General features: G+C 36.6%; 17 protein-coding genes. 9 read left to right on the top strand and 8 right to left on the bottom strand.

What is annotated here, in order from left to right; genetic code table 11:
- The first annotated feature begins 41 nt into the window (after nucleotides 1-41).
- A complete protein-coding gene (locus IGM09_RS03035; protein ID WP_010828600.1) occupies nucleotides 42-740 on the top strand; it encodes a helix-turn-helix domain-containing protein in 699 nt (232 codons plus the stop codon).
- Nucleotides 741-809: 69 nt separating this feature from the next.
- On the opposite strand, the gene IGM09_RS03030 is transcribed toward IGM09_RS03035, so the two are convergent.
- Both IGM09_RS03030 and IGM09_RS03025 read right to left on the bottom strand, forming a co-directional pair.
- Nucleotides 810-2,816 carry a KUP/HAK/KT family potassium transporter gene (locus tag IGM09_RS03030; protein ID WP_002381294.1) on the bottom strand — a complete coding sequence of 669 codons (2,007 nt, stop codon included), beginning with the start codon at nucleotides 2,814-2,816 and terminating at the stop codon, nucleotides 810-812.
- A 333-nt stretch (nucleotides 2,817-3,149) separates the two neighbouring features.
- Nucleotides 3,150-5,795, bottom strand: a complete 2,646-nt coding sequence (locus IGM09_RS03025) for a calcium-translocating P-type ATPase, PMCA-type (RefSeq protein ID WP_002358801.1) — start codon at nucleotides 5,793-5,795, stop codon at nucleotides 3,150-3,152.
- Between the two features lie 822 nt (nucleotides 5,796-6,617).
- Between IGM09_RS03025 and IGM09_RS03020 the strand changes: the two genes are divergently transcribed.
- Complete coding sequence (locus IGM09_RS03020; RefSeq protein ID WP_002355748.1) at nucleotides 6,618-6,923, top strand: helix-turn-helix transcriptional regulator; 306 nt, start codon at nucleotides 6,618-6,620, stop codon at nucleotides 6,921-6,923.
- A gap of 344 nt (nucleotides 6,924-7,267) precedes the next feature.
- Here IGM09_RS03020 and queA read toward each other — a convergent pair whose 3' ends face one another.
- Entirely contained in the window at nucleotides 7,268-8,299 is a 1,032-nt protein-coding gene (gene queA, locus IGM09_RS03015; protein WP_033624856.1) for a tRNA preQ1(34) S-adenosylmethionine ribosyltransferase-isomerase QueA, read from the bottom strand.
- A 165-nt stretch (nucleotides 8,300-8,464) separates the two neighbouring features.
- On the opposite strand from queA, the gene IGM09_RS03010 reads away from it, so the two are divergent.
- The 6 genes from IGM09_RS03010 (at nucleotide 8,465) to IGM09_RS02985 (ending at nucleotide 13,939) form a co-directional block, all read left to right on the top strand.
- Complete coding sequence (locus tag IGM09_RS03010) at nucleotides 8,465-9,355, top strand: ring-cleaving dioxygenase (RefSeq protein WP_002355746.1); 891 nt, start codon at nucleotides 8,465-8,467, stop codon at nucleotides 9,353-9,355.
- Between the two features lie 626 nt (nucleotides 9,356-9,981).
- Complete coding sequence (locus tag IGM09_RS03005) at nucleotides 9,982-11,175, top strand: betaine/proline/choline family ABC transporter ATP-binding protein (RefSeq protein WP_080270523.1); 1,194 nt, start codon at nucleotides 9,982-9,984, stop codon at nucleotides 11,173-11,175.
- Between the two features lie 3 nt (nucleotides 11,176-11,178).
- Nucleotides 11,179-11,814: an ABC transporter permease gene (locus IGM09_RS03000; RefSeq protein WP_002355744.1), complete on the top strand. Its 636-nt coding sequence runs from the start codon at nucleotides 11,179-11,181 to the stop codon at nucleotides 11,812-11,814.
- A gap of 2 nt (nucleotides 11,815-11,816) precedes the next feature.
- Nucleotides 11,817-12,737: an osmoprotectant ABC transporter substrate-binding protein gene (locus tag IGM09_RS02995; RefSeq protein ID WP_033625275.1), complete on the top strand. Its 921-nt coding sequence runs from the start codon at nucleotides 11,817-11,819 to the stop codon at nucleotides 12,735-12,737.
- 3 nt (nucleotides 12,738-12,740) lie between these two features.
- The gene (locus IGM09_RS02990; RefSeq protein ID WP_002363261.1) at nucleotides 12,741-13,403 is read left to right on the top strand and encodes an ABC transporter permease; all 663 of its coding nucleotides are present in this window, start codon (nucleotides 12,741-12,743) and stop codon (nucleotides 13,401-13,403) included.
- 71 nt (nucleotides 13,404-13,474) lie between these two features.
- Entirely contained in the window at nucleotides 13,475-13,939 is a 465-nt protein-coding gene (locus tag IGM09_RS02985; RefSeq protein ID WP_033624854.1) for a GNAT family N-acetyltransferase, read from the top strand.
- 36 nt (nucleotides 13,940-13,975) lie between these two features.
- Here the strand turns inward: IGM09_RS02985 and IGM09_RS02980 are convergent, their stop codons facing one another.
- From IGM09_RS02980 to IGM09_RS02960, 5 genes are all read right to left on the bottom strand, one after another.
- Entirely contained in the window at nucleotides 13,976-15,799 is a 1,824-nt protein-coding gene (locus tag IGM09_RS02980) for an APC family permease (protein WP_002379167.1), read from the bottom strand.
- Nucleotides 15,800-16,096: 297 nt separating this feature from the next.
- Nucleotides 16,097-17,266: a cation diffusion facilitator family transporter gene (locus IGM09_RS02975; RefSeq protein ID WP_002391646.1), complete on the bottom strand. Its 1,170-nt coding sequence runs from the start codon at nucleotides 17,264-17,266 to the stop codon at nucleotides 16,097-16,099.
- Nucleotides 17,267-17,486: 220 nt separating this feature from the next.
- Nucleotides 17,487-20,192, bottom strand: a complete 2,706-nt coding sequence (locus IGM09_RS02970) for a YhgE/Pip domain-containing protein (protein WP_080120674.1) — start codon at nucleotides 20,190-20,192, stop codon at nucleotides 17,487-17,489.
- A gap of 120 nt (nucleotides 20,193-20,312) precedes the next feature.
- Nucleotides 20,313-20,543, bottom strand: coding sequence for a hypothetical protein (locus tag IGM09_RS02965; RefSeq protein ID WP_002355737.1), 231 nt, complete (start codon nucleotides 20,541-20,543; stop codon nucleotides 20,313-20,315).
- Between the two features lie 78 nt (nucleotides 20,544-20,621).
- Nucleotides 20,622-21,374, bottom strand: coding sequence for a tyrosine-protein phosphatase (locus IGM09_RS02960; protein ID WP_025193953.1), 753 nt, complete (start codon nucleotides 21,372-21,374; stop codon nucleotides 20,622-20,624).
- Between the two features lie 173 nt (nucleotides 21,375-21,547).
- On the opposite strand from IGM09_RS02960, the gene IGM09_RS02955 reads away from it, so the two are divergent.
- Nucleotides 21,548-23,026, top strand: a complete 1,479-nt coding sequence (locus IGM09_RS02955) for a helix-turn-helix domain-containing protein (RefSeq protein WP_016616507.1) — start codon at nucleotides 21,548-21,550, stop codon at nucleotides 23,024-23,026.
- Nucleotides 23,027-23,038 lie beyond the last annotated feature (12 nt).

Raw genomic sequence — 23,038 nt, 5'->3', positions numbered from 1 at the left:
GAACACCTTATCCTCATATTTATTACAAAAGGAGTGTTTCAATGAAAATTACTACAAAGCAAGTCGGGGCACGCATGCGTGAAGCTCGAAAAAAGAAGAAGTACACTTTACGTTATTTAGCCAATAAAATTGGTTTATCTAGTGGAAGTACAATTAGTAACTGGGAATTAGGTTTGAATTTACCCAATAAACGATACTTAAAAAAAATCGCTAAAGCCTGTGACACAACAGTAGATTGGCTACTTTATGGTGATTTTGATCGATTTGTGCGCCAGCTATTAAAAGAAAATTTTCAAAATAAACAACTACTAAAACCACCTTTTTTTACTCAGTTGATGGTACGTTTATCTGAAGAACATCTATCCTATCACGATTCATTAAAAATTATGATTCAAGCGCAAAAGTTACAGCAGTCCTTTTATGCTTTTCCTTTAACAGTAGAAGCCCCCTCTCATTCCCAAGAGAGTATTTCTATTTATGAACCAACAACTGCAGAAGAACAGTCTGACCAATCTTATTATCATCCGTTTATTTTGTCAGAACTCCATGAATTATTTACACATTCTCAAAATCCAGAATTGGATTATTCTCTGATTATCGCTTTTCTTCCTTTGTTAAAAGTAGATCAATTAACTGAACCACAAAAAGAAGTCTTACTGGCCATCTTTAAGCGAATGAATTCCTTTAAAGACCAAACACTTTTAAATGAATTCTTTGTGGAATTACAGTATTTACTCTGATTCTACAAAAAAGATTGAGCCATGTATCTCAAGGACTTAGGCTCAATCTTTTAGTTAAATTTCTTCTATTTATGAACGATTCTTTCGTTCAACTAAGTGCGTTTTCCGTTGTGGACCAATGATTAAAGGAACGGATTCATATTTGACTTCACTGTATTCCAAGCCAAACCAACTTTCAGGAGAGGTAGTTAAGTTTTTGATAGCTAATTTTGCCTGCATAATTTGTCGATCCCATTTTTTCAGTTCAGAAACGTTAGATAATTCTTCTTGAATTAATACAAATTGGAAATCGCCAACTTCTCTTCCTGGCGTTAATGAATAACGTTGTGGCTGTTTTGGCAAGCGGCCTGTTTTCATCAAGTCATGAACAATTTGTCTTAAATATACATTCACTTCTTGAGAAATATGGAAGCCTAAATATAGCTGAACTTGCACAATAAAATCAGTCCCTAACATATCAACAGAATATTCTTGAGTAAAGGGTTCATCTGTTACCTGAACATTAACAAACCAATAAACATTCGCTCGTTTTGGTTGTTTGTCCAAAATCGAATAAATAATATTACGATTAATTTCGCCATCCACTCGATCGGAGGTTAAAAAGACCACGTTGGTTTGATACATTGGTACAGATGTATCTTCTTTCAAAGCTTTAAGTTGTGGTACATATTTTTCCAACGACACTTGTTCCGCCGTTGCTTCTTTAATCTCGTTGCCGCGTTCCCAAATAATCATGATGCATAACAAGAAGACTGCCATTCCCACAGCAACATATCCACCATGGAAAAACTTCGCAGCACTTGAAAAGAAAAAGACAACTTCAATGGCAGCAAAGAACAAGGAAATTAGATACGCAGACCAAGCTGGAATTTTATCCAAAAGATAAAACAACAATAAAATGGTTGTCATTAACATCGTAATCGTAATCGATAGACCATACGCAGCTTCCATGTGTGTCGATGTTCTAAAAGCCAGCACGATTGCTGAACAAGCTAACCACAAAATTAAATTTACCGCTGGAATATACATTTGACCGATATTGCTCCCAGGATAAATAATTTTAAGTCTTGGTAATAACTTCAATTTAATCGCTTCAGAAACTAAAGTATACGAACCTGATATTAACGCTTGCGAAGCAATCACTGCGGCGATTGTTGCAAAAACAACGCCAAATACGAGAATACCTCGTGGAATCATTTGGAAAAATGGGTTAATTTCAGCTAATGCCTGCATTTCAGGGTTTTCTTTGACCGTTAACAACCACGCAGCTTGCCCTAAATAATTAAGAATCAAACAAATCTTAATATACGGCCAGCTAATGCGGATATTCATTTTTCCTACATGCCCTAAATCAGAATATAAAGCTTCAGCACCAGTTGTAGCCAAGAAAATATTCCCTAAAATAAATAGACCTAATTTATTTTCTGGACTGACTAGTAATTGCAAAGCATAATATGGATTTAATGCACGAATAACCGTCCAATCTTGGCTAAAATTCATTAAACCAATGATGCCTAAAAAAGTAAACCACAAGAACATAATCGGCCCAAAAGCTTTCCCGACCAATTCTGTTCCAAATCGTTGAACAGAAAAAAGAATTAAAATAATCGTCAACGTAATAACCACTATAATCGTTTGGTCATTGCCAAAACGTTCAAAAAATGCTGGAATCCCCCGTAAGCCTTCAATCGCTGTCGTCACTGTCACAGCCGGGGTCAAAACGCCATCAGCCAGTAAAGCGGCGCCGCCAATCATTGCGGGAATAATCAAATACTTACTTTTTTTACGAACCAATGTATAAAGAGAGAAAATCCCACCTTCTCCATGGTTATCAGCATTTAAAGCAATAACAACATATTTAATCGTGGTTAAGATAGTCAATGTCCAAAAAATTAACGAGACCGAACCTAAAATAAACGATTCAGAAACCCGTGCCAAGCCACCATTATCTCCTACAATGGCTTTCATTACATATAAAGGGCTCGTTCCAATATCTCCATAGACAACGCCCATGGCAACTAAGATCCCTGCCATCGTAAATTTCCGACGATCAAACCCCTCTGCTTTGTGTAACACAATACTTTCCTCCTACAAAAGAAATGACTTCGTTTAGTTTAACCAACAGCTCCATAAAAACTTTTAAAACTCTTTATTATATAACGTTTTATATATCTTTTTCATTAGTCAAAAAGCGCTTTTTGACTAACGATGCTACTCACTATAATACGTTTTAAATCGTTTAGCAAGTCTTTTTATTAGAGAATGTTCATCTTAGATAAGAAACCCACCTATTTTGAAAAAAGGAAAATCAAAAATAAGTGGGGCAGCAGTCGAAACGACTGCTGCCCCACTTGCTAACTATTAAGATAATTTTCTGAACAAAAGTAGCTTCTTTTATTCCTGTTAAATTTAAATCACTTCTTCTTCCTCTTCAACTTCAGAGAAATGGAACTTAATCATTTCATTGACGAAAATTGGCACAAAGGATAGGAAAATTGCTAACATCCAATGATTTAAACTAATATGCACTAATCCAAATAGTTCTTGTGTGAATGGTAATAAAGCAATGGTTGTGGTAATTAGTAATGCTAAAACGACCATTTCAAAGAGCGACTTGTTGCTTGATAATTTTACACGGAAAACAGAGTTCGCACTACGAACATTAAAGACATGTAAGATAGAGGAATAAGCTAAGATTAAAAATGCCACTGTTTGTCCAACTTCATAGCTGTTTGAAACATAGGCTGAAACACCTGGTACAAAAGCACCTAGGTAAAAACCAAACAAAGTAATGACTGTGAACACTGCTGCATTAATCCCAATCTTTTGCCATAAGCCTCGTGCAAAAATCCCTTCGTTTTTAGGGATTGGTGCCTCATCCATAATTCCTTTTTCCGCTGGTTCTTTTCCTAATGCAAAACCAGGTAACCCATCTGCGACCACGTTAACAAACAACAGTTGAACTGCAGTAAATGGCGCACCCCAACCAAGTAACATGGCAATTAAAACAATAAAAATCTCAGAAATATTACAGCTTAACAAGAAGTTAATGGCTTTACGAATATTTCGGTACACGGCACGTCCTTGTGCAACCGCATCAACAATAGTTGCAAAGTTATCGTCCGTCAAAATCATATCTGAAGCGCCTTGGGCCACATCTGTTCCAGTAATCCCCATTGCGCAACCGACATCACTAGCTTTCAAGGCTGGCGCATCATTCACGCCATCTCCGGTCATTGCTACAACAGCGCCAGAACGTTGCCATGATTGAACAATTCGAATTTTATCTTCAGGGGTTACACGTGCATAAACGGATAAATCTTTAACACGTTTATCTAATTCTTCATCACTCATTTTTTTCAGTTCTGAACCAGATAAGGCTTCACTTTTATCTTTTAAAATTCCTAATTCTTTAGCAATTGCACTGGCTGTTACCACGTGATCACCAGTAATCATGACTGTTTTAATTCCAGCTTTTTTCGCACGAGCAATGGCGCCCTTACTTTCTGGACGTGGTGGATCAATCATGCCAATTAAGCCTAACAAGCGAAGATTTTTTTCTAAAGCCTCTGATGTAATTTCCTTGGGTGGTTCATCATATACGGCATAACCGACAGCAATAACTCGTAACGCTCGTTTTCCGAAACGATCATTAACAATAGCCGCTTGATCGACATCTCCGAAACCAAAACGTGGTAGTAACACATCAAAGGCTCCTTTAGTAATTGAGATGTACTTTTTCCCCCATTGATGGACCGTAGTCATCATTTTTCGTTCTGAATCAAAGGGAATTTCACCAATACGAGGATATTTTTCTTCAAGTTCTTCTTTAGTATGATAATTTTCTTCGACAGCACGAACAATTGCCGCTTCTGTCGGATTCCCTGTAACAGTTAGTTCATCGCCTTCTTTTTCCACAATGACATCTGTACATAAAGCAGCCATTTTCAATACTTCCATGGCTTCATCGGTCATGGCATCTTCCGTATCCGTTACTTCATCACCACGATGCCATACTCGGCGGACGCGCATTTTATTTTGTGTCAGTGTTCCTGTCTTATCAGAACAGATAACATTCGCAGTTCCTAGCGTTTCTACTGCTGGCAATCGACGAATAATCGCATGTTTCTTAGCCATTTTTTGAACACCATATGCTAAGGTTAACGTTACAATCACGGTTAGTGTTTCTGGTACAGCTGCCACCGCTAAGGAAACGGCTGTCATAAACATTTCAAGAAGCGGTTCTCCTTGCAGTTCACCAATAATGAAAACAATTGCCGCAGCCCCTAAGGCTAACAAACTAATACGTTTGCCTAATTGATTCAAGCGTTTTTGTAATGGTGTTTTTTGCTGATCGCTGTTATTCAGTAACCCAGCAATTTTACCCATTTCCGTATTCATTCCTGTTGCAGTTACTACTGCTCGTCCGCGGCCATTCACAACGGTACAGCCTTTGAAAATCATATTTATTTGATCTCCTAAGCCATCATCGTCATGCCCCACGTATGTAGGATCTTTTTCAACAGGTTCACTTTCACCTGTTAGTGCTGACTCTTCTACGCGCATTTGAGAAGCTTGAATAAGTCGTGCATCGGCTGTAATCATTGAACCAGCTTCAAGAACTAGAACATCTCCTACTACTAGTTCTTCAGCATCGACTTCGATTACCTTGCCATCTCGTAAGACTGCACTACTTTGCTTGTTCATGTCTTGTAAAGCCGCCAGAGATTTTTCAGCATTTCCTTCTTGAACAATGGCCAAAACAGCATTGATAATCACAATTGCAATAATTAAGATTCCTTCAAAATATTCGCCATGTTCTGTTACGATTGCTGTATAAAACGAAATTGCCGCAGCAACTAATAAAATAATCGTTGTAAAATCAGATAAACTGTGAATAAATTTCTTTAACACAGAATCCTTCTTAGCCTCTTCAAATTGATTGCGGCCATTTTCTTTCAGCCGTTGTTGGGCCTCTTGTTGTGTTAAACCAGTTTCAGTATTGACTGAAACTTCTTTTGTGACAGTATCGACAGTTTGCTTGTAAGCTTCCATCCTATTCCCCCTCTAATTTTTTCTTCCTATATAATAGTGTCTCTATTAAATATAACATGATTTTTTTTGAACACGCAACTTTTTTCATCTTTGGCTTAGCGTTCTCTCATATGTCCAGAAAAAACTGGTATTTTCGTTGTTGCTACAGCAATGTTTCTATTTGATTATGGGAATTTTATGAAAAAAGAAACGAATTCAGCCAAAAAGCAATGGACATTTTTTTCATTTTGTCTGATAAAAAAATAGTTTATTTCTATATATTCAACACAAAAACAACAAAAAATACAATGTTATTTGGTTCGCACGATTATTTATTTTACATGTTATAAAATAACCAGAAAAATATTATATTTAATCTTATTAATAAGCGTTATAACTTGCAAGCGCTTCCAAAAGGTGCTATTATTTAAGTGTAAGGAGGACATGCAAATCAATTGGTTGAAGATTTTCTCAGTAGATAAAAATCGGTAAACTCAAAGTTGTTAGAATTGCAAGATTCACCTGTAAACAATACGTGTAGAGTAATTGTTAGTGATAACTCGTATCGGAAAATAGGGAAAGGTTATAGAAGGATGGAGTTTCTATAAAGCATTTACCCTATCTGTTATCACCTAACGCAAGTTATCCACCATCCAAGCGTCGAAACTGTATGAAAACAAGGTTTTAGTTTCACCACATCACGTTCACCTTTTGCTTTACATGTATCGCGAAATGTAAACACTTATTCAACCAATTGATGTCTTCCCGTTAACAAGGCCGAGCTTAAATTTAAGCTCGGTTTTTTCTTTCAGGCAATAAAATATATTTGTATCAAATAATCATATGTGTTATATTCAAGGTGCACATTCTATTTTATCTTCTTTTAAAGGAGGGAATGCTATGCGAAAAAAGAAAAAATCTTCGTTTGAAAGTTCAATTCATGTTTATCGTGCTATGGCTCGTATGACCCAGCAAGATTTGGCCAATCGAGTCGGTGTCTCTCGACAAACAATTATTCAACTGGAACGAAACAAGTACAATCCTTCATTACTTCTTGCGCATGACATCGCGAACGTCTTTGGCGTAACCATTGATGATGTGTTCACCTTCAAAGAAACACTGAATGACGATGTAGAACAAGAAGCCTAAACAGTATAAGCTGTACTTAACAAGACAATTTTTCTGATTGTACTTGGAGTTGCCGAGGTACAACTTAGTACCGGCAATACGAAGAAAGCACTTCTTCGTATTGTTGTTTCAATAATTAATCTTTTCTTACATAAAAAAAGAACGGCGCAACCTTGGTTGCGTCGTTCTTTTTATTCTAAGATTGTCTACTAAGCATTTTTACTCTAGTAGCGTTTTGGTTTCTAACTTTATTATTTACAGGGGAAGAAAAAATAAAGCACACCTTTACTGTGATTCCAAAAATCACGTGTTTATCATAATATATTTTTGTTTCAATCCCAAGTATTCTGCTCACAAAGTGTCGCTTATTTAATAAACATTGCATCGCCAAAACTAAAGAAACGATATTTTTCCTCAATTGCATGTTGGTAAGCAGCCAATGTTAAGTCTTTTCCTGCAAAGGCACTCACAAGCATCACTAACGTAGATTTTGGTAAATGGAAGTTCGTTGAAAAAGCCTCTACGACTTTAAATTGATACCCTGGTGTGATAAAAATATCGGTCCAGCCACTGTCAGCCTGGATTTCACCATTAAATTTTGTGCCAATTGTTTCCAACGTACGAATAGAAGTTGTTCCAACCGCAACAATCCGACCGCCTGCTTGGCGTACTTCATTTAATTGCTTAGCCGCTTCTTCAGTTAAACGATAGAATTCGCTATGCATATGATGTTCTTCTATATTATCAACGCTCACGGGACGGAATGTTCCTAAACCGACATGTAAAGTTAAATAAACGAGATGAACACCTTTTGCTTTGATCTCTTCTAATAGTTCTTTTGTAAAATGCAAACCCGCTGTTGGTGCTGCAGCTGAACCATTTTCTTCAGCATAAACCGTTTGATAACGATCTGGGTCATCTAGACGTTCTTTGATATATGGCGGCAATGGCATTTCTCCTAACGATTCTAAAATTTCTAAGAAAATACCATCATATTTAAATTCAATGATTCGACCACCATGTTCCAACTCTTCTTTAACCACCGCTTTTAGGCGACCATCGCCAAATTGAATTTCCGTGCCGACTTTTGCACGTTTCGCGGGTTTAATCAAGGTTTCCCATGTATCGCCTTCTGTATTTGTTAAAAGTAAAACTTCCAAATGACCGCCTGTTTCAGTTTTTTCTCCATATAAACGGGCCGGCAGTACCCGTGTATTATTCATGACTAATGCATCCCCAGGCTGTAATTCATCAAGAATATCATGGAAATGTTTATCCTCCATGTCCCCTGTTTCTTTATTTACAACTAATAATCGTGAACTAGCGCGATCTTTTAGTGGGGTTTGAGCAATTAATTCTTCTGGTAAATCAAAATCAAAATCTTCTGTACTTAGCATTTCCGTCACTCTTTCTACTAGTTTTTATCTTGGTTATTCTAACACTTTTTCTTGTTTCTGGCTATGTCAGCCTTCTAAATCAAACTAAATAGTTGTCAAAAAATGTCAGAAGCACTATACTTACTTTAAGTAAGTATACATAGTTATTTAAAGGAGGAACTCAAAATGCATGCTCAATTTCATCATGTTTCACTATTAGCGCGTCATGGTCAAGAAAACCAATCATTCTATACAAAATTGTTAGGCTTACGTTTTGTCAAAAATACCGTAAATCAAGACAACAATCGCATGCCTCATTATTTTTATGGCGATTATCAAGGCACACCGGGAAGCTTAGTAACTTTTTTTATCGTGCCCTTATTAGGCAACCGCTATGAAGAAAAAAATTATTTAGCCACGATTGGCTTAAAAATTCCCCAAAATAGCCTTTCCTTTTGGGAACAACGTTTAACAGAAAACAAAATTCCATTTAACAAAAAAGAAAAGAGCCTACATTTCAGTGATCCAGATGATACGCATATTATCCTGACAGAAGTTCCTGAAAATCCATTAAAAGAAACACTCGTTGTTTCTAACGACATTCCAGCAGCGGTTCAAATTATCGGTTTGGCCTCTACTGAATTTCATGTGCCAGATTCTGAAAAAACCTTGGCCTTTTTTGAAACATTTCTTGGTTGGCAAGCAGTTGGCAATACGATTATTTTAAGTGAGACGGAAAGCTTTTCTGTTCATCAAACAACGTCGGATAAAACAAGCCGAATGGGGCGTGGCAGTATGGATCATATTGCTTTTTCTGTGGCTGATGATGAAGCATTACAAGAACTACACACGCGCGCTTTAGCACAAGGCTGGGAAATTGAAATGTATGTAAGTCGTGGATATTTTAAAAGTTTATACATTCGTGAACCAGGCGGGAATCGGGTTGAATTTGCTACTTTGACTCCTGGCTTTACATTGGATGAGCCTCTGGAACATTTAGGGGAAACATTGGCTTTACCGCCTTTTTTAGAACCAAAACGGACTGCAATTGAAGCCAACCTCTACAAAGACATGTAACCAACGCTTTAGAAAACAACGGAAGACGGACGTAATAATCGGTGACAAAATTACGTCCGTCTCTCTTCCCCTATGTTTGAATGTTTGAACAAGAGAATAAAAAATGACCTTCAGATTTTTCTGAACGTCATTGCACATTCCATAAAAAGCATCCTTCGTTCTTCCACTTCTTACTTCTTAAAAAAACTGGTAATTTTTTCAAAAATTCAGTAAAATAAAAGTGATCAATGGTTTCCATTGATTGAACGGGCAACTTGATGGTCCACTTGCACAGGTGACTATTCAAGGCTTCGTGATTTAGTTGCCGCTAAATCATGAAGCGCCTTTTTTTATTTTATTCCCTTGTTCTCTTTCCATTCTAATGAAAAACTCAGCTCCCGTCAACTTGCTACAAAGGACACTTTTCTTTGTTATAGCGGCTTTCCCCCCTTCTCAGAATACTCTTTTTAACATCTTGTTTCGTTCAGATAACTTTTACTAAACAATAGTTATCTTTTCTTTTTTTTAGAACGAATTAAAAAAAATTTACCGCCTTCTTTTTCCCATTAAAAATAGATTACATTTGTCGAAATCGCATTTTTATAGCATACTAGTAATAAGATACATTTTCAAAATATTTAGTTGAGGTGAGTAAGTTGATAGAATTTCAGCATGTATCAAAATTTTATAAAGGTGGAAAAGTCGCCGTTGATGACATTAATTTGTCTTTCGATAAAGGTGAATTTATCTGCTTCATCGGAACAAGTGGTAGTGGAAAAACAACATCAATGCGGATGCTTAACCGCATGACCGACCCTTCAAAAGGAAAAATTTTAATTGATGGCCAAGATATTCAAAAAATCAATCCTGTAGAGCTACGTCGCCAAATTGGCTATGTCATTCAAAATATCGGCTTGATGCCTCACATGACCATTCGTGAAAATATCGTTTTAGTGCCTAAATTATTAAAAGTACCTGTGGAAGAACGCAATAAGATAGCCGAAAAAATGATTGATTTGGTTGAGTTACCACGAGAAATGTTGGACCGCTATCCCAATGAACTTTCTGGGGGACAACAACAAAGAATCGGCGTTGTGCGGGCTTTAGCTGCCAATCAAGATATTATTCTAATGGATGAACCTTTTGGTGCTTTAGATCCTATCACCCGTGATTCATTACAAGATTTAGTGAAAGATTTGCAAGAACGTTTAGGAAAAACTATCGTCTTTGTTACTCATGATATGGATGAAGCGTTGAAATTAGCAAATAAAATTGCCATTATGAGCGAAGGCAAAGTAATTCAATTTGACACACCAGATAATATTTTACGTCATCCAGCCAATGAATTTGTAGAAGAACTCATCGGAGAAGATCGCTTATTACAAGCCAAACCTGATTTCACCACTGTTGATGAAGTCATGTTAAATTCAGCTATTACTATCACGCCGGAAAAATCTTTACAAGAAGCGATTAAATTGATGCGTGAAAAACGGGTTGATACCTTATTAGTTGTTGATAATTCCCATGTGCTTAAAGGCTTTATCGATGTTGAAACATTAGATCAGCAACGTGGCAAAGCTTCTAGTGTCGGTGATATCTTGAATAAAAATGTCTTCTTTGTTCAAAAAACCGCTCTTTTACGTGATGCTTTACAAAGAATCTTAAAACGCGGCTTAAAATATGTGCCAGTCGTTGATGAACAAAAACGAGTGGTGGGCATCTTAACACGTGCTTCCCTTGTTGACATTGTTTATGATGTTATCTGGGGCGATGAAACAACGATTAGTGAAGCTGTAGAAGCAAAACAAAGCGAGTCCGAAACTGATAAAGAGGAGGCGTAAGCAATGAGTAGCTTCTTTCAAGAATATGGATCAGAAATGATTTCAAAAAGTATTGAACATATTTATATTTCATTCTTTGCACTTTTATTAGGGGTCGCTATCGCTGTGCCCGTTGGCGTTTGGTTAACACGTTTGCCCAAAGTAGCCAATATTGTCATTGGTTTAACAAGTGCCTTACAAACGGTTCCTTCGTTAGCTTTATTAGCTTTGATGATTCCAATTTTTGGTGTCGGTAAAACACCCGCTATTATCGCGCTATTCATCTATTCCCTTTTACCTATTTTAAGAAACACGTATATCGGAATGAAAAATGTCGATGAAAATTACCGAGATGTTGCTAAAGGCATGGGCATGACCAATTTACAGTCTATTTTTAGTGTTGAATTACCCATTGCCATGCCAACAATTATGGCCGGCATTCGTTTAGCTGCTGTCTATGTCATTGCTTGGGCTACACTGGCTTCTTATATTGGTGCAGGTGGTCTTGGTGATATGATTTTCAGTGGATTAAATAACTATCAGCCAGAATTAATCTTTGGCGGGACTATTCCAGTAACTATTTTAGCACTTTTAGCAGATGTTCTTCTTGGATTATTAGAAAATCGTTTAACGCCAAAAGCTTTAAGGGAGGGCGAATAATGATGAAAAAGAAACTCAAGTTAAGCTTACTCTTCTTAAGCAGTTTACTTTTATTGGCAGGTTGTTCTTTACCTGGTCTCGCTTCAACTTCTGATGATAACACTGTTGCCATTACAGGTGGGATTACTTCAGAAGCGCAGATTTTAGGGAGCATTGTAGCGGATATGGTTGAGCATTACACAGATAAAAAAACAAATGTGATTAACAACTTAGCCACTACTACCATCAATCACCAAGCAATGATAAACGGAGATGCCTCAATTTCTGCTGCTCGTTATACTGGTACTGACGTGACTACTACGCTTGGTTTGCCAGCGGAAAAAGACCCTAAAAAAGCATTCAATCTAGTTCAATCAGAATTTGAAAAACGTTATCAACAAACTTGGTTCCCTTCATATGGATTTGAAAATACTTATGTATTCTTAGTTACAAAAGAAACGGCTGAGAAATACAATTTAAAAACAGTCAGTGATTTAGGGAAAGTCGCAGACAAATTAGTTGCTGGTGTCGATACTGCGTGGATCACACGTGAAGGCGACGGTTATGAAGGCTTTAAAAAGGAATACAACTTCCAATTTAAATCTATTTTACCAATGCAAATTGGCTTGGTGTACGATGCAGTCAACGCTGGAAAAATGGACGTCATCTTAGGTTACTCAACAGATGGCCGGATTGGTAGTTACGATTTAGTCATGTTAAAAGATGACAAGCGCTTCTTCCCGCCTTATGATGCCGCTCCTGTGGTTAGTGACAAATTATTAAAAGAAACGCCGGAAATTAAAGATGTCTTAAATCGCTTAGATGGTAAAATTTCTACCAAAAAAATGCAAGAATTGAACTATCAAGCAGATAATGATTTAATTGAACCTGCAGTCGTAGCCGAACGTTTCTTAAAAGAAAATAACTATTTTGAGGGGGAGTAACAGATGAATAATATGAATTTATTCCAACAATTTATCTACTATTTCCAACAAAATGGCGGCTACGTCTTTCAACAATTTTTACGTCACTTTTTAATTTCGATTTATGGCGTAATCTTTGCTGCAATTGTCGGGATTCCTATCGGGATTATGATTTCACGTAAACGTAGCTTAGCCAACTGGATTATCCGTTTAGCGAACATTATCCAAACAGTACCAGCTTTGGCAATGCTTTCGATTTTAATGTTGGGGATGGGCTTAGGTGTCAACACGGTGGTTGTAACAGTCTTCCTTTATTCTCTCCTACCAATTATCAAGAATACGTACACTGGCATGATTCAAGTGGATCGCAATATTTTAGATGTTGGTAAAGGAATGGGTATGACAAAAGTACAACTTCTTTATATGGTCGAGTTACCTTTATCTGTTTCAGTAATCATGGCAGGTATTCGAAATGCGTTAGTCGTCGCAATCGGGATTACTGCGATTGGTGCTTTCGTTGGTGCTGGTGGTTTAGGGGATATTATTATTCGTGGAACCAATGCCACAGATGGTGCTTCTATCATTTTAGTCGGTGCCTTACCAACGGCCTTTATGGCGATTATCACAGATTGGGTTCTAGGGATTATTGAACGGCGTTTAGACCCAGCTAGCAAACATTCCAATTAATAAAAAATGCAGAGCAGATCCAACATTGTTTCTTTTCAATGGGATCTGTTCTTTTATCTAGGAGATTAATAATGTCTAACTATACTATTATCGATTTAAACCAACAACCACACTTAATTCCGTCAGCTGCTCAATGGTTTAGCCAAAAGTGGCAAATCCCCGCTGAAGCGTATCAAGCAAGTATGCAGGAAATGCTAACTAGCGAAAACCACGTACCACATTGGTGGGTCTGCTTGAATAAACAGCAGGACATCGTTGCAGGCGTGGGCGTAATTGATAATGACTTCCACAATCGTGCAGACCTTACGCCAAACCTTTGTGCATTGTATGTCGAACCAACATTTCGTCACCAAGGCTTAGCAGGAATTCTTTTAACAACAGTTGGTGATTTTCTTGCTAATTCTGGATTTAAAAAGCTTTATTTGCTCACAGACCATACTACTTTTTATGAAAGATATAACTGGGAATTTTTGACAATGGTAACCACTGAAGAGCAGTCTTGCGCTAGAATTTATCAAAAACAATTACGTCAATAAAAAAATCTGCCATCAAAAGATGGCAGATTTTTTTATTTATTTTTTCAAGTGATAACTATAGGTAGCCACAATAATATTTTCCCGCCACGCTAAACGAATCCGCAAACGTAAACTTGTTTGGTTATGCAAAATATTTTGCCAACGTTTATTTGGTACAAATTGTGGTACTAAAACCGTTGTACTGTAGTTATGCTTCGTGGCATTTTTACTAACCAAATCAACATAACGTAAGATAGGGTTTTGCAGTGAGCGATACGAAGAATGGACAATTGATAGACGAACGTCCGGGAAGTGTTTTTTAAACTCTTCCTGGATTTCTTTTTCCTTCTCAACGTTTTCATCCATTGAGACATGCATGGCAACAACATAATCACCAATGGAACGCGCATAGTTCAAGGCGCCGACATTTGCCTTGGTTACGTTCCCTACTAGAACAATAACTGTATTCCCATCAAACTCATGCAACTGTGCCCCATCTTCTAAACGTAGCTGTTCCGCCACATTCTTATAGTGAGTATTGACTCGATAAAATGCATAAATCAACACCGGCATAATAATAAAGAACGGCCAGATGTCCCCTAATCGATAAATAAACAAAATGGCGATAATCGCGAAAGAGATAAAGGCGCCGACAATGTTAGCAATTGATTTTGGCAACCAATTTTTAGTTTCTTTTCGCCATTTTACAACCATGCCCGATTGAGACAAAGCAAACGGAATAAACACACCAATGGAATACAATGGGATTAAACGTTCTGTGGAACCTTGGAAAATCAATAATAAAACAATCGAACCAGCAGCTAAAGTTAAAATACCATTTGAATAGCCTAAACGGTCGCCACGATCCATATACATATGCGGCATAAACTTATCTTTGGCTAAGTTATAAGCCAAAACTGGAAAGGCTGAGAATCCTGTGTTAGCGGCAACCGCTAAAATTAAGGCTGTCGCAAACTGTAATAAATAATATAAAATATTTTGACCAAAGACCGCTTTCCCAATTTGTGAAAGAACTGTCACTTCTTCTTTTGGCACAATCCCATACCAATAGTTAATAAACGTAATCCCCACGAAGAAGAACCCTAAAATCGTTGCCATTAACGCTAACGTCCCAGCAGCATTTTTTGCTCGTGGTTTCTTAAAGAATGGCACTGCATTACTGATTGCTTCAACCCCTGTTAAGGAAGAAGAACCAGATGAAAACGCCCGTAAAACCAAAGCAATAGAAATTCCTGGAACCACGGCTCCTGGTAAAGCTGTCGCATTCAATGGCTGTGCGCCAGTCACAATTTTAAATAGCCCAACAACAATCAGTAAGGTAATAATTGCGATAAAACTATACACTGGCAACATTAAGAACGAGGCAGATTCTCGCAGGCCTCTCAAGTTCATTAAGGTGATCAATATCACAATCCCAATAGAAATTGCTACTTGATGACCATATAACGCTGGAATCGCCGATATAATCGCCTCTGCGCCCGCTGAAACTGAAACGGCTACTGTTAGCATATAATCGACTAACAACGAACCACCAGCCAATAAACCGGCATTTCTGCCGAGGTTTTCACTACTAACAACGTATGCGCCGCCGCCATGCGGATATGCATGAATAATTTGTCGGTACGACAATGTTAAAGAAATAAGTAAAATAATAACAAATGCAGCAATTGGCAATGAATACCAAATCGCAGCCGCCGACAAAGTAACCAGAACCACCACTATTTGTTCTGTACCATACGCAATGGATGAAAGTGCATCAGAAGATAACAACGCAAGCGCTGCAAATCTGCTTAATTTATGTTCATCATTTTCGGCTGATTTCAATGGTTTCCCAATGAACAGTCGTTTTAAATCCGCCATTTTTTTCTACTCCTTTTCTCTAGAGTGACCCGCTCACTTTTTTCATTATTTTTTATCAAACAAATCCATATGCTACGCTTCTCACAATGAAAAGTCAATTGATTTTTGTTACTGAAAAAGATAAAAAAATCACCATCTTTTTTTAATCAGACACTCATTTACAGTCCCCCGCTTTCTTTATCTTATCAAGAGAATCCAGATAACAAAAGAATTTGCATTTTCTAAACAAAAAAGCGAGAGCTAAAAGTCTATTTGACCTTTTGGCTCACGCTTAAAAACTTAGGTAATTATTCCCTTTTATTGTAACAAGTACGTATGATCGAAAGTAATTTCCACTTTATAACGACCAATTTTTTCATAAACTTGCCGCTGAATTTCCACACCCAGTTCAAATTCAGATAATTTTGATTCTGTAGGCAAAACCAAGTCGAACAAAATCTTCGGCTCTTCACCATGGGTAACTAAGCGGATATCATGGACTTTTAAAGACGCATCAAAAGAACGAATAATCTTTTTGATTGTTTGATGAACAAATTGTTGTGTTGGGTCATATAAATTCACTGGATCAATATGACAAACAAGATTAACATCCAACTCTTCTTTAAACTTCGCTTCAATCGCATCGATTGTCTGATGGGCCTTATTTAAATCCCAGCGATCATCAATTTCAATGTGAACAGACGCAAACGTTTGGCTGGGACCATAATTATGAATCAGTAAATCGTGATATCCTACGATTGTTTCCATTTTTGATAAGACATTTTTCATTTCATCAATTTCTGTTTGGCTCGGACGCATGCCCATCAACTCATTAATAAATTCGCGAATTAACTGCAAGCCACTATAAATAATATATGCAGCAATTAAAAAACCAATATATCCATCAATTCGCAAACCAGTGACGCCTTCAATAAATGCAGAAACCAAAACAGCTAATGTAGTATAAACATCATTGAAGCTGTCCTTAGCAGAAGCAACTAATGCTTGAGAATCAATTTTTGCTGATACTTTTTTGTAAAACAGCCCTTGCCAAATTTTAATCCCAATTGATAAAGCTAAAACAGCAAATAAAATGGGTGTCACCTTGATTGATTCTGGATGCAGGATGCGATCCACGGAGGTCGTTAGAAACTCAAACCCAATAAACGTAATCACTAATGATACAAGCATTCCACTAATATATTCAAAACGTTCATGGCCATAGGGATGTTCTTTATCCGCTGGCTTACCAGCAATATAAAAACCGACTAATGTTAAAACTGAAGAAATAGTATCGGACAAGCTATTAATGGCATCTGCCATGATTGAAACACTACCTGAAAGCAAGCCAATCATAAATTTACTAACGAATAAAAATAAATTAGAAACAAGCCCAATCCGCCCGGCAAAAGCACCGAATGCTGTTCGTTTTTCCAATTTACGACGTTCAATTTTTTTCTCATATCGTTGAAGCAATGCTTGAATCATTTTACAACCCCTACCCACTTTTTATTTCTTAAAAAAATACTATAAAACCTTTTTATACATTTGTACACAAAAAACCTCACTTTCTGAGGGAGATTTTATTATTTAGCATTGCCAAAAAGTCAAAAGCAAGAGCCCCCAAAACTTCTTTGTTAGGGTTGCCTTGAAAATAAAGAAAAACAAAAAGCCGAAAACGCTAGAGACGTTTTCAGCTTTTTGTTTTTTAATGGAATAAATGGCTCTTTTGTGCTAAAGCCGCAAATTTTTTCGATCTGTGTTCCAGATGTGGATAAAGAATTGCACCGCCAATACTAAAGACGACTGAAATCCCCACCATAATCCAAATGGCAAACCAAGCATTTGGCCAGTAAATGCCTCCTGCTGATTCCCTTAGCAAGTTCACGGCATGCGTAAACGGCAAGAACGGATTAATCATTTGGAAGAATTTACCTGAGACTTGAATTGGGTAGTTCCCACCCCCACCAGAGATGGATAGTACCAAGATTATTATCGCAATTCCTTTCCCTACATTGCCAAAGAGAGCAACGAGCACATAAACCATTATCATAAACGTAATGGCAATCAATACCGCAAACCAGACACTATACGCTGGATTACGAACATCTACGCCTAACGCAAAGTAATTACCTAAGGTTACAATCAGTGCTTGACCAACCCCCATGACAATGAAGGTAAACATCCGCGCTGAAAATTGTTCCCGTTTAGAGAAGCGTTTTTTATCTTTTCCTTCAAGATAAACATCCGTTGTCGCAACACTTGAGAATAATACAGCACCAACCCATAAACACAAAGCTGTATAGAATGGGGTACTTGCCGAACCATTATTAGCAATCGGATAAACAGCATGTTCTTTGACTTCAACTGGTTGCGTAAAGAAGTCACTTTCTTTATTGGCATCTAATTTTAGTAATTTAAGAATTTCACCTAAATCAACTTCTTTTTCACCTTTACGGATTGCATTCGCTGCTTTGTGTAATCCTGTTTTGATATTTGGCCAATCATTAATAATTAGTTCGTTGGCTTTGTCTAAGGCCGCTTCAACATCTGGCATTTTCTCATTGACTGTTTTCAAGGTATTCGTTAAATCTTTTCGGATACCTGGATAGTCATTTTGCATAAAGGCTGCCGCTTTGCTGACTTTGTCTTGAATGACTGGTAAATCGTTTTTATACAAATCAGCACCACGATTAATGCCATTGACAATGGTTTCCATATTGCCATTCAACATCGTATTCGCATCATGAATTTCTTGTTTAATTGCTGGCATTTCAGCTTGATATTTTTCTAATAAAGAAATCGCATTAGTGACCGTTTGACTTGTTGAGCTCAATAACCCTTCAAAGTCAATTTGTTGCGCTTTGTTTAGTTGACCTTGAGCGTTTTGGATGGTAGCAATTAATTTACTTGTGACTGTATTAACAGTGTTACTAATTTCATCTGCTTTAATTGCTCCAGCTATCCCAGCAATATTTTTCGCTGCTGCATCAATTTCGTCTAGCAATTTCTTTGCACTTTGTAAATCATTATTCTGTACATAGTTATTTAGTTCATTTAATCGATTACTAAAATCTCCTAATAAAGTACTTAAATTAGTAAGTTGACGAATAGTCTCATCTAAGTCATGATTACCGGCATTTTCTTGAATCTTTTGCATAAATTCTATAAGATTACTAATTGCTTGCTGTTGCCGTTGGATATTAGTTGTGAAATCTTGTACTACTTCATTAATATGTTGTTTTTCTTCTGGCGTTAACTGTCCATCATCTAACGCTTGACGAATAGTCGCGACTACAGAAGTTGTTGTTGTAGCAACTTGCTGGATAGATTTCAAAGTCACTTCAACGCTATTCGTAATGCTGGGTAACGCCTCTTGCAATTTATTGGCGCCATCTAATGTGACATTCCCTAAATCATTGGCTTGATCACCTAGTTTACGAATATCTGGTAACGCCGTTTGGACTTGTTGAATGATTTCTAATCCTTGTTTTGCTTCTTGGATTCCTTCGCTCATTGTTTGTTCCACAGAGGCAAAGTCTTCATCAATCATAGCAATTTGTCGGCCAGCGTTTTGAATTTCTGGAATTTTTTCTTGTAACGTCAAAATAACACTAGCTTGTTCTTTGATGCTTGGCATTTTGCCATTTAGCTCAACAATCTTCTCTCCTAAAGCATCAACTTCAGGTAAATATTTCATCGCATCGTTGGCTTTCGCTAATTTTTCTTTTAGCTCTGGCATCTTACCATGTAAGTCTGTGACTTGTTTTGCATACGTATCAATGGTTCCAATGTTGGCATCTGTATCTAAAATCATGCTCTTAACTTTTTGAATGCTGACCATGTTTTTATCAATATCATAGCCAATATCATTGAATGTTTTGATTAACGTACTACTTGCCGTTTTAATGAATTCTTCCGAAATTTGTGACTGAATGGAAGAAGCGCCTTTTGACGTAATTTTCGGCGCAATTGCATTAATTTTTTCGTTAATTGAGTATTCAATTTTAGGTTTATTGATATCACCAGAAGTAAAACTTAGCAAATCCTTGGAAAAATCTTTAGGTAAATAAATCCCGGCAAAATATTTTCCTGATTGGACCCCTTTGTCTAATTCCTTTTTCGAATCAACAAAACGCCAACCTAATTGCTTGTTTTTCTTCAAGTTTTTCAAGACTTCATCACCAATATTGACCGATTTATCTTGAAAAGTTGCTGTTTGGTCATCACTATAGACCGCTATTGGTAACTCTCCTGTATTTGAATACGGATCCCATAGTGCTTTAATGTTAAACCATGCATATAATGATGGAATAATCATTAAGGCAACAATCAAAAATGTTGCTACTGGGTTTTTAAAAATTCTTTTCCAATCTAAAATAAATAGTTCCCATGTATTTTTTATATGTTTCATAAAATCACCTGCTTTTTTTTGTGCCTGAATAACTTTAGCATAAAATACAAGAGAATAACAAACAAAAGCTTGAATGTTACGACACATTTTTAAAATGTCGTAAGTTCAAGCTAAGTTTGTTTATTTCATATTTTTAGAAAATTCCGAAACGACTTGTTTAACTTCATCAATGGCTTCTGGTTTTAAATAAGCCAAAAGTTTTGGTGCTTTTGTCATCAAGTACATTTTATCTAATTTGCCTGTTTGTTGGCGTTCAAACATTTCTGCAAGTAGCGCTTGCATTTTTTCTTTTTTATCTTCTTTTGTTCGATCTAGTATGAACGTTAAGAATTGTTCTTGTCCTTCTTTCATTCCCTATCCCTCCTTACAAACAGATTCTTTTCTATTATAAAACTTCTTTTTTAGAAAGGATAGTCCTTTTTTTAGGATCTATGATTTTGTATACAGACTTAGCATGTCTTTTTTGGCGGATAAAGGTAAGCCGAGTCCCTCTTTTAAATAGCCCTCTACCGAACCAAATTCTTTTTCAATCGCCTGTAAAGCGGTCGCTAAGTACTCTTTTTTCACATAAAGCAGCGTTTCTAATTGTTGAATTTCTGCTGGAGGTGTTCCATTTGCTTGGTACTGTGCAATAATTTGCTCGTTAGCAGCTTTTCTTTGCTCGTTCGTCTTTAAATAATCTTCTAAAATATAAGAATGTTCCACACCTAAAGCACTTAATATCAAGGCTGCGCCGATTCCTGTTCGATCTTTTCCTGCGAAACAATGAAATAAAATAGCTTCCTGTGGATAACTTAAAAAGTTTTCAAAAAATGTTTGGTAACCTTTGCGGCCCGAATTGGAAAGAACCATCTCTTTATAAGCCATGTCCATTGCTGCATCGGGTGAACCAACCGTTTTAAGCATTCCTTCTAATGAAGCGGTCTGTGCCTGAATATCGGCCAAAATATCTATATGTAAATAGTTGGTTCCTTGAATTGAATCATCTGGTCGTTCTTGCGTTTCTGCTGCACTTCTAAAATCATAAATCCGTTTAATTTGATAATCCTCTACTAGCATCTGTTGATCCTCTTGTGCAACATTAACGAGTTCCCCACTCCGAAAAAAATGCCCTGTCTTGACGGATGTGCCTTGTTGCGTTGGAAATCCTCCGATATCTCTAAAATTCACTACGCTGTTCATATTCTGTCGCTCCTTCATTTTAATTATTTTGTTGTCATTTAAATACTTTGTTTTTTCTTTTTATTTCTTTTTCTCAATGATAATAAAAAACACTTCAAAAAACAATCTTTTTATCAGTTGTTTATTGCCATTTTATCATAGATGCAGTATTCTTAAAAGAGAGGTGAGCAACGATGTTAAAACGAGATTTTTTAGAAAAACCGTATGATTATATGAATGATATTCTATTGTTCCTATATAATAATAAAGGCCAAGCGACACGAAATGAATTAGTAGATTTTTTCAATATTAGTTTACCAACATTGAATGAATATCTTTCTTTTTTAGAACAATTTTTGAAAGAAGAGCAACTCCAAGAAAGCCTCACCATGACTGTACTAGGTGATACCCTTTATCTAAATAAAGCGCCAACCTTTTCCATGAAAGCAATGATCATGTTGTTCTTGAATAAATCTATTAAGTTTCACATGGTTCAGCAACTCTTTCATAAAAATAAAATAAATGGCGGGTATTTTCAACAGAATTATGCCATCAGCTCTGCTACCTATTATCGAAAAATTGTTGAATTAAATGACTTACTCAATGAGTTTAATTTATGTATCAAACGAGGAAAACTTATCGGCGAAGAAAAACAAATTCGCTTTTTCTTTTTTAATTTTTTCTGGTTTATCTTTGAAGAAAAAACAGATTTAGAAAAAGAACTGGCCAATCAATACCTAGGATTAATCGAGATATTACAAGAAATCCCCAGAATTACCTTTGACCATACAGAAATTCTCCAAATTAAACTTTGGATGAAAATTTCTTTTCGTCGCATGGTTTTAGAACCCCTGCCAACGATTAGTCCACATGATGTCCAACTCGATCGACCTTTATTTGAAGAAATTAAATTATCTATACATACATATATGAAAAGAATCGACCGTCCATATACAATCAATGAAGCCTATATGTTTTATGACTTTTTTTGTTCCATGCATAATTATTCTGCGAATGCTGCTTTCGCCTTTCGTTTAGCAAAACAACAACGAATTGAAAAAACGTATCTTAACGAAATGAACCGGGTCATTTTAACGTACCTTAAAGCACGTGGTTATTTATCCCATTACGTGCTGCCTATTCGGCTACTTTATATTGAAAATTTACTTTTCCAATTACATGCGCAACTCTACTATTTTTCAGGATTTATTTTACCCTTTGATTATTGGACGATTCAGTCACTTTTGAAAGTCTTACGTCATCCTTTTAGTGAAAGTGAAGTTTACGAATTAGTGGAAATTGCTACAACGAACTTTGCCACAGAAGCCACTACTTCTAAGTACCAAAATCAATTTACTGAAATTAATTATACGCTTATTTTGAATCACATTGCTGAATTGAATGAAAAAAAAATCACCATTGGCGTTTATCACTCACTGAGCAGTGCCTATAGCGAGTTGGTAGCACAAAAAATACAACAGAGTATCGCTGGAAAATATCCGCTGAAAATTGAGCCTTACAACGTAGAAAACCATTATGATTTGCTTTTAATGAATACCAATAATGAACAGCTCGTTGCCCAGTATGACCATTACTATATTTTTTCGGATATTAGTAATCGTTACGACCTACAATCAATTGAAAAAATCATTCAATTGTTATTGGGCAAATAATCTCTAAAAAGA

It is taken from the genome of Enterococcus sp. DIV0167 (genome assembly GCF_050541555.1).
Classification (GTDB): domain Bacteria; phylum Bacillota; class Bacilli; order Lactobacillales; family Enterococcaceae; genus Enterococcus; species Enterococcus faecalis.
Note: the sequence above shows the minus strand (reverse complement) of the source record. Positions and strands in the feature narration are given on the sequence as shown.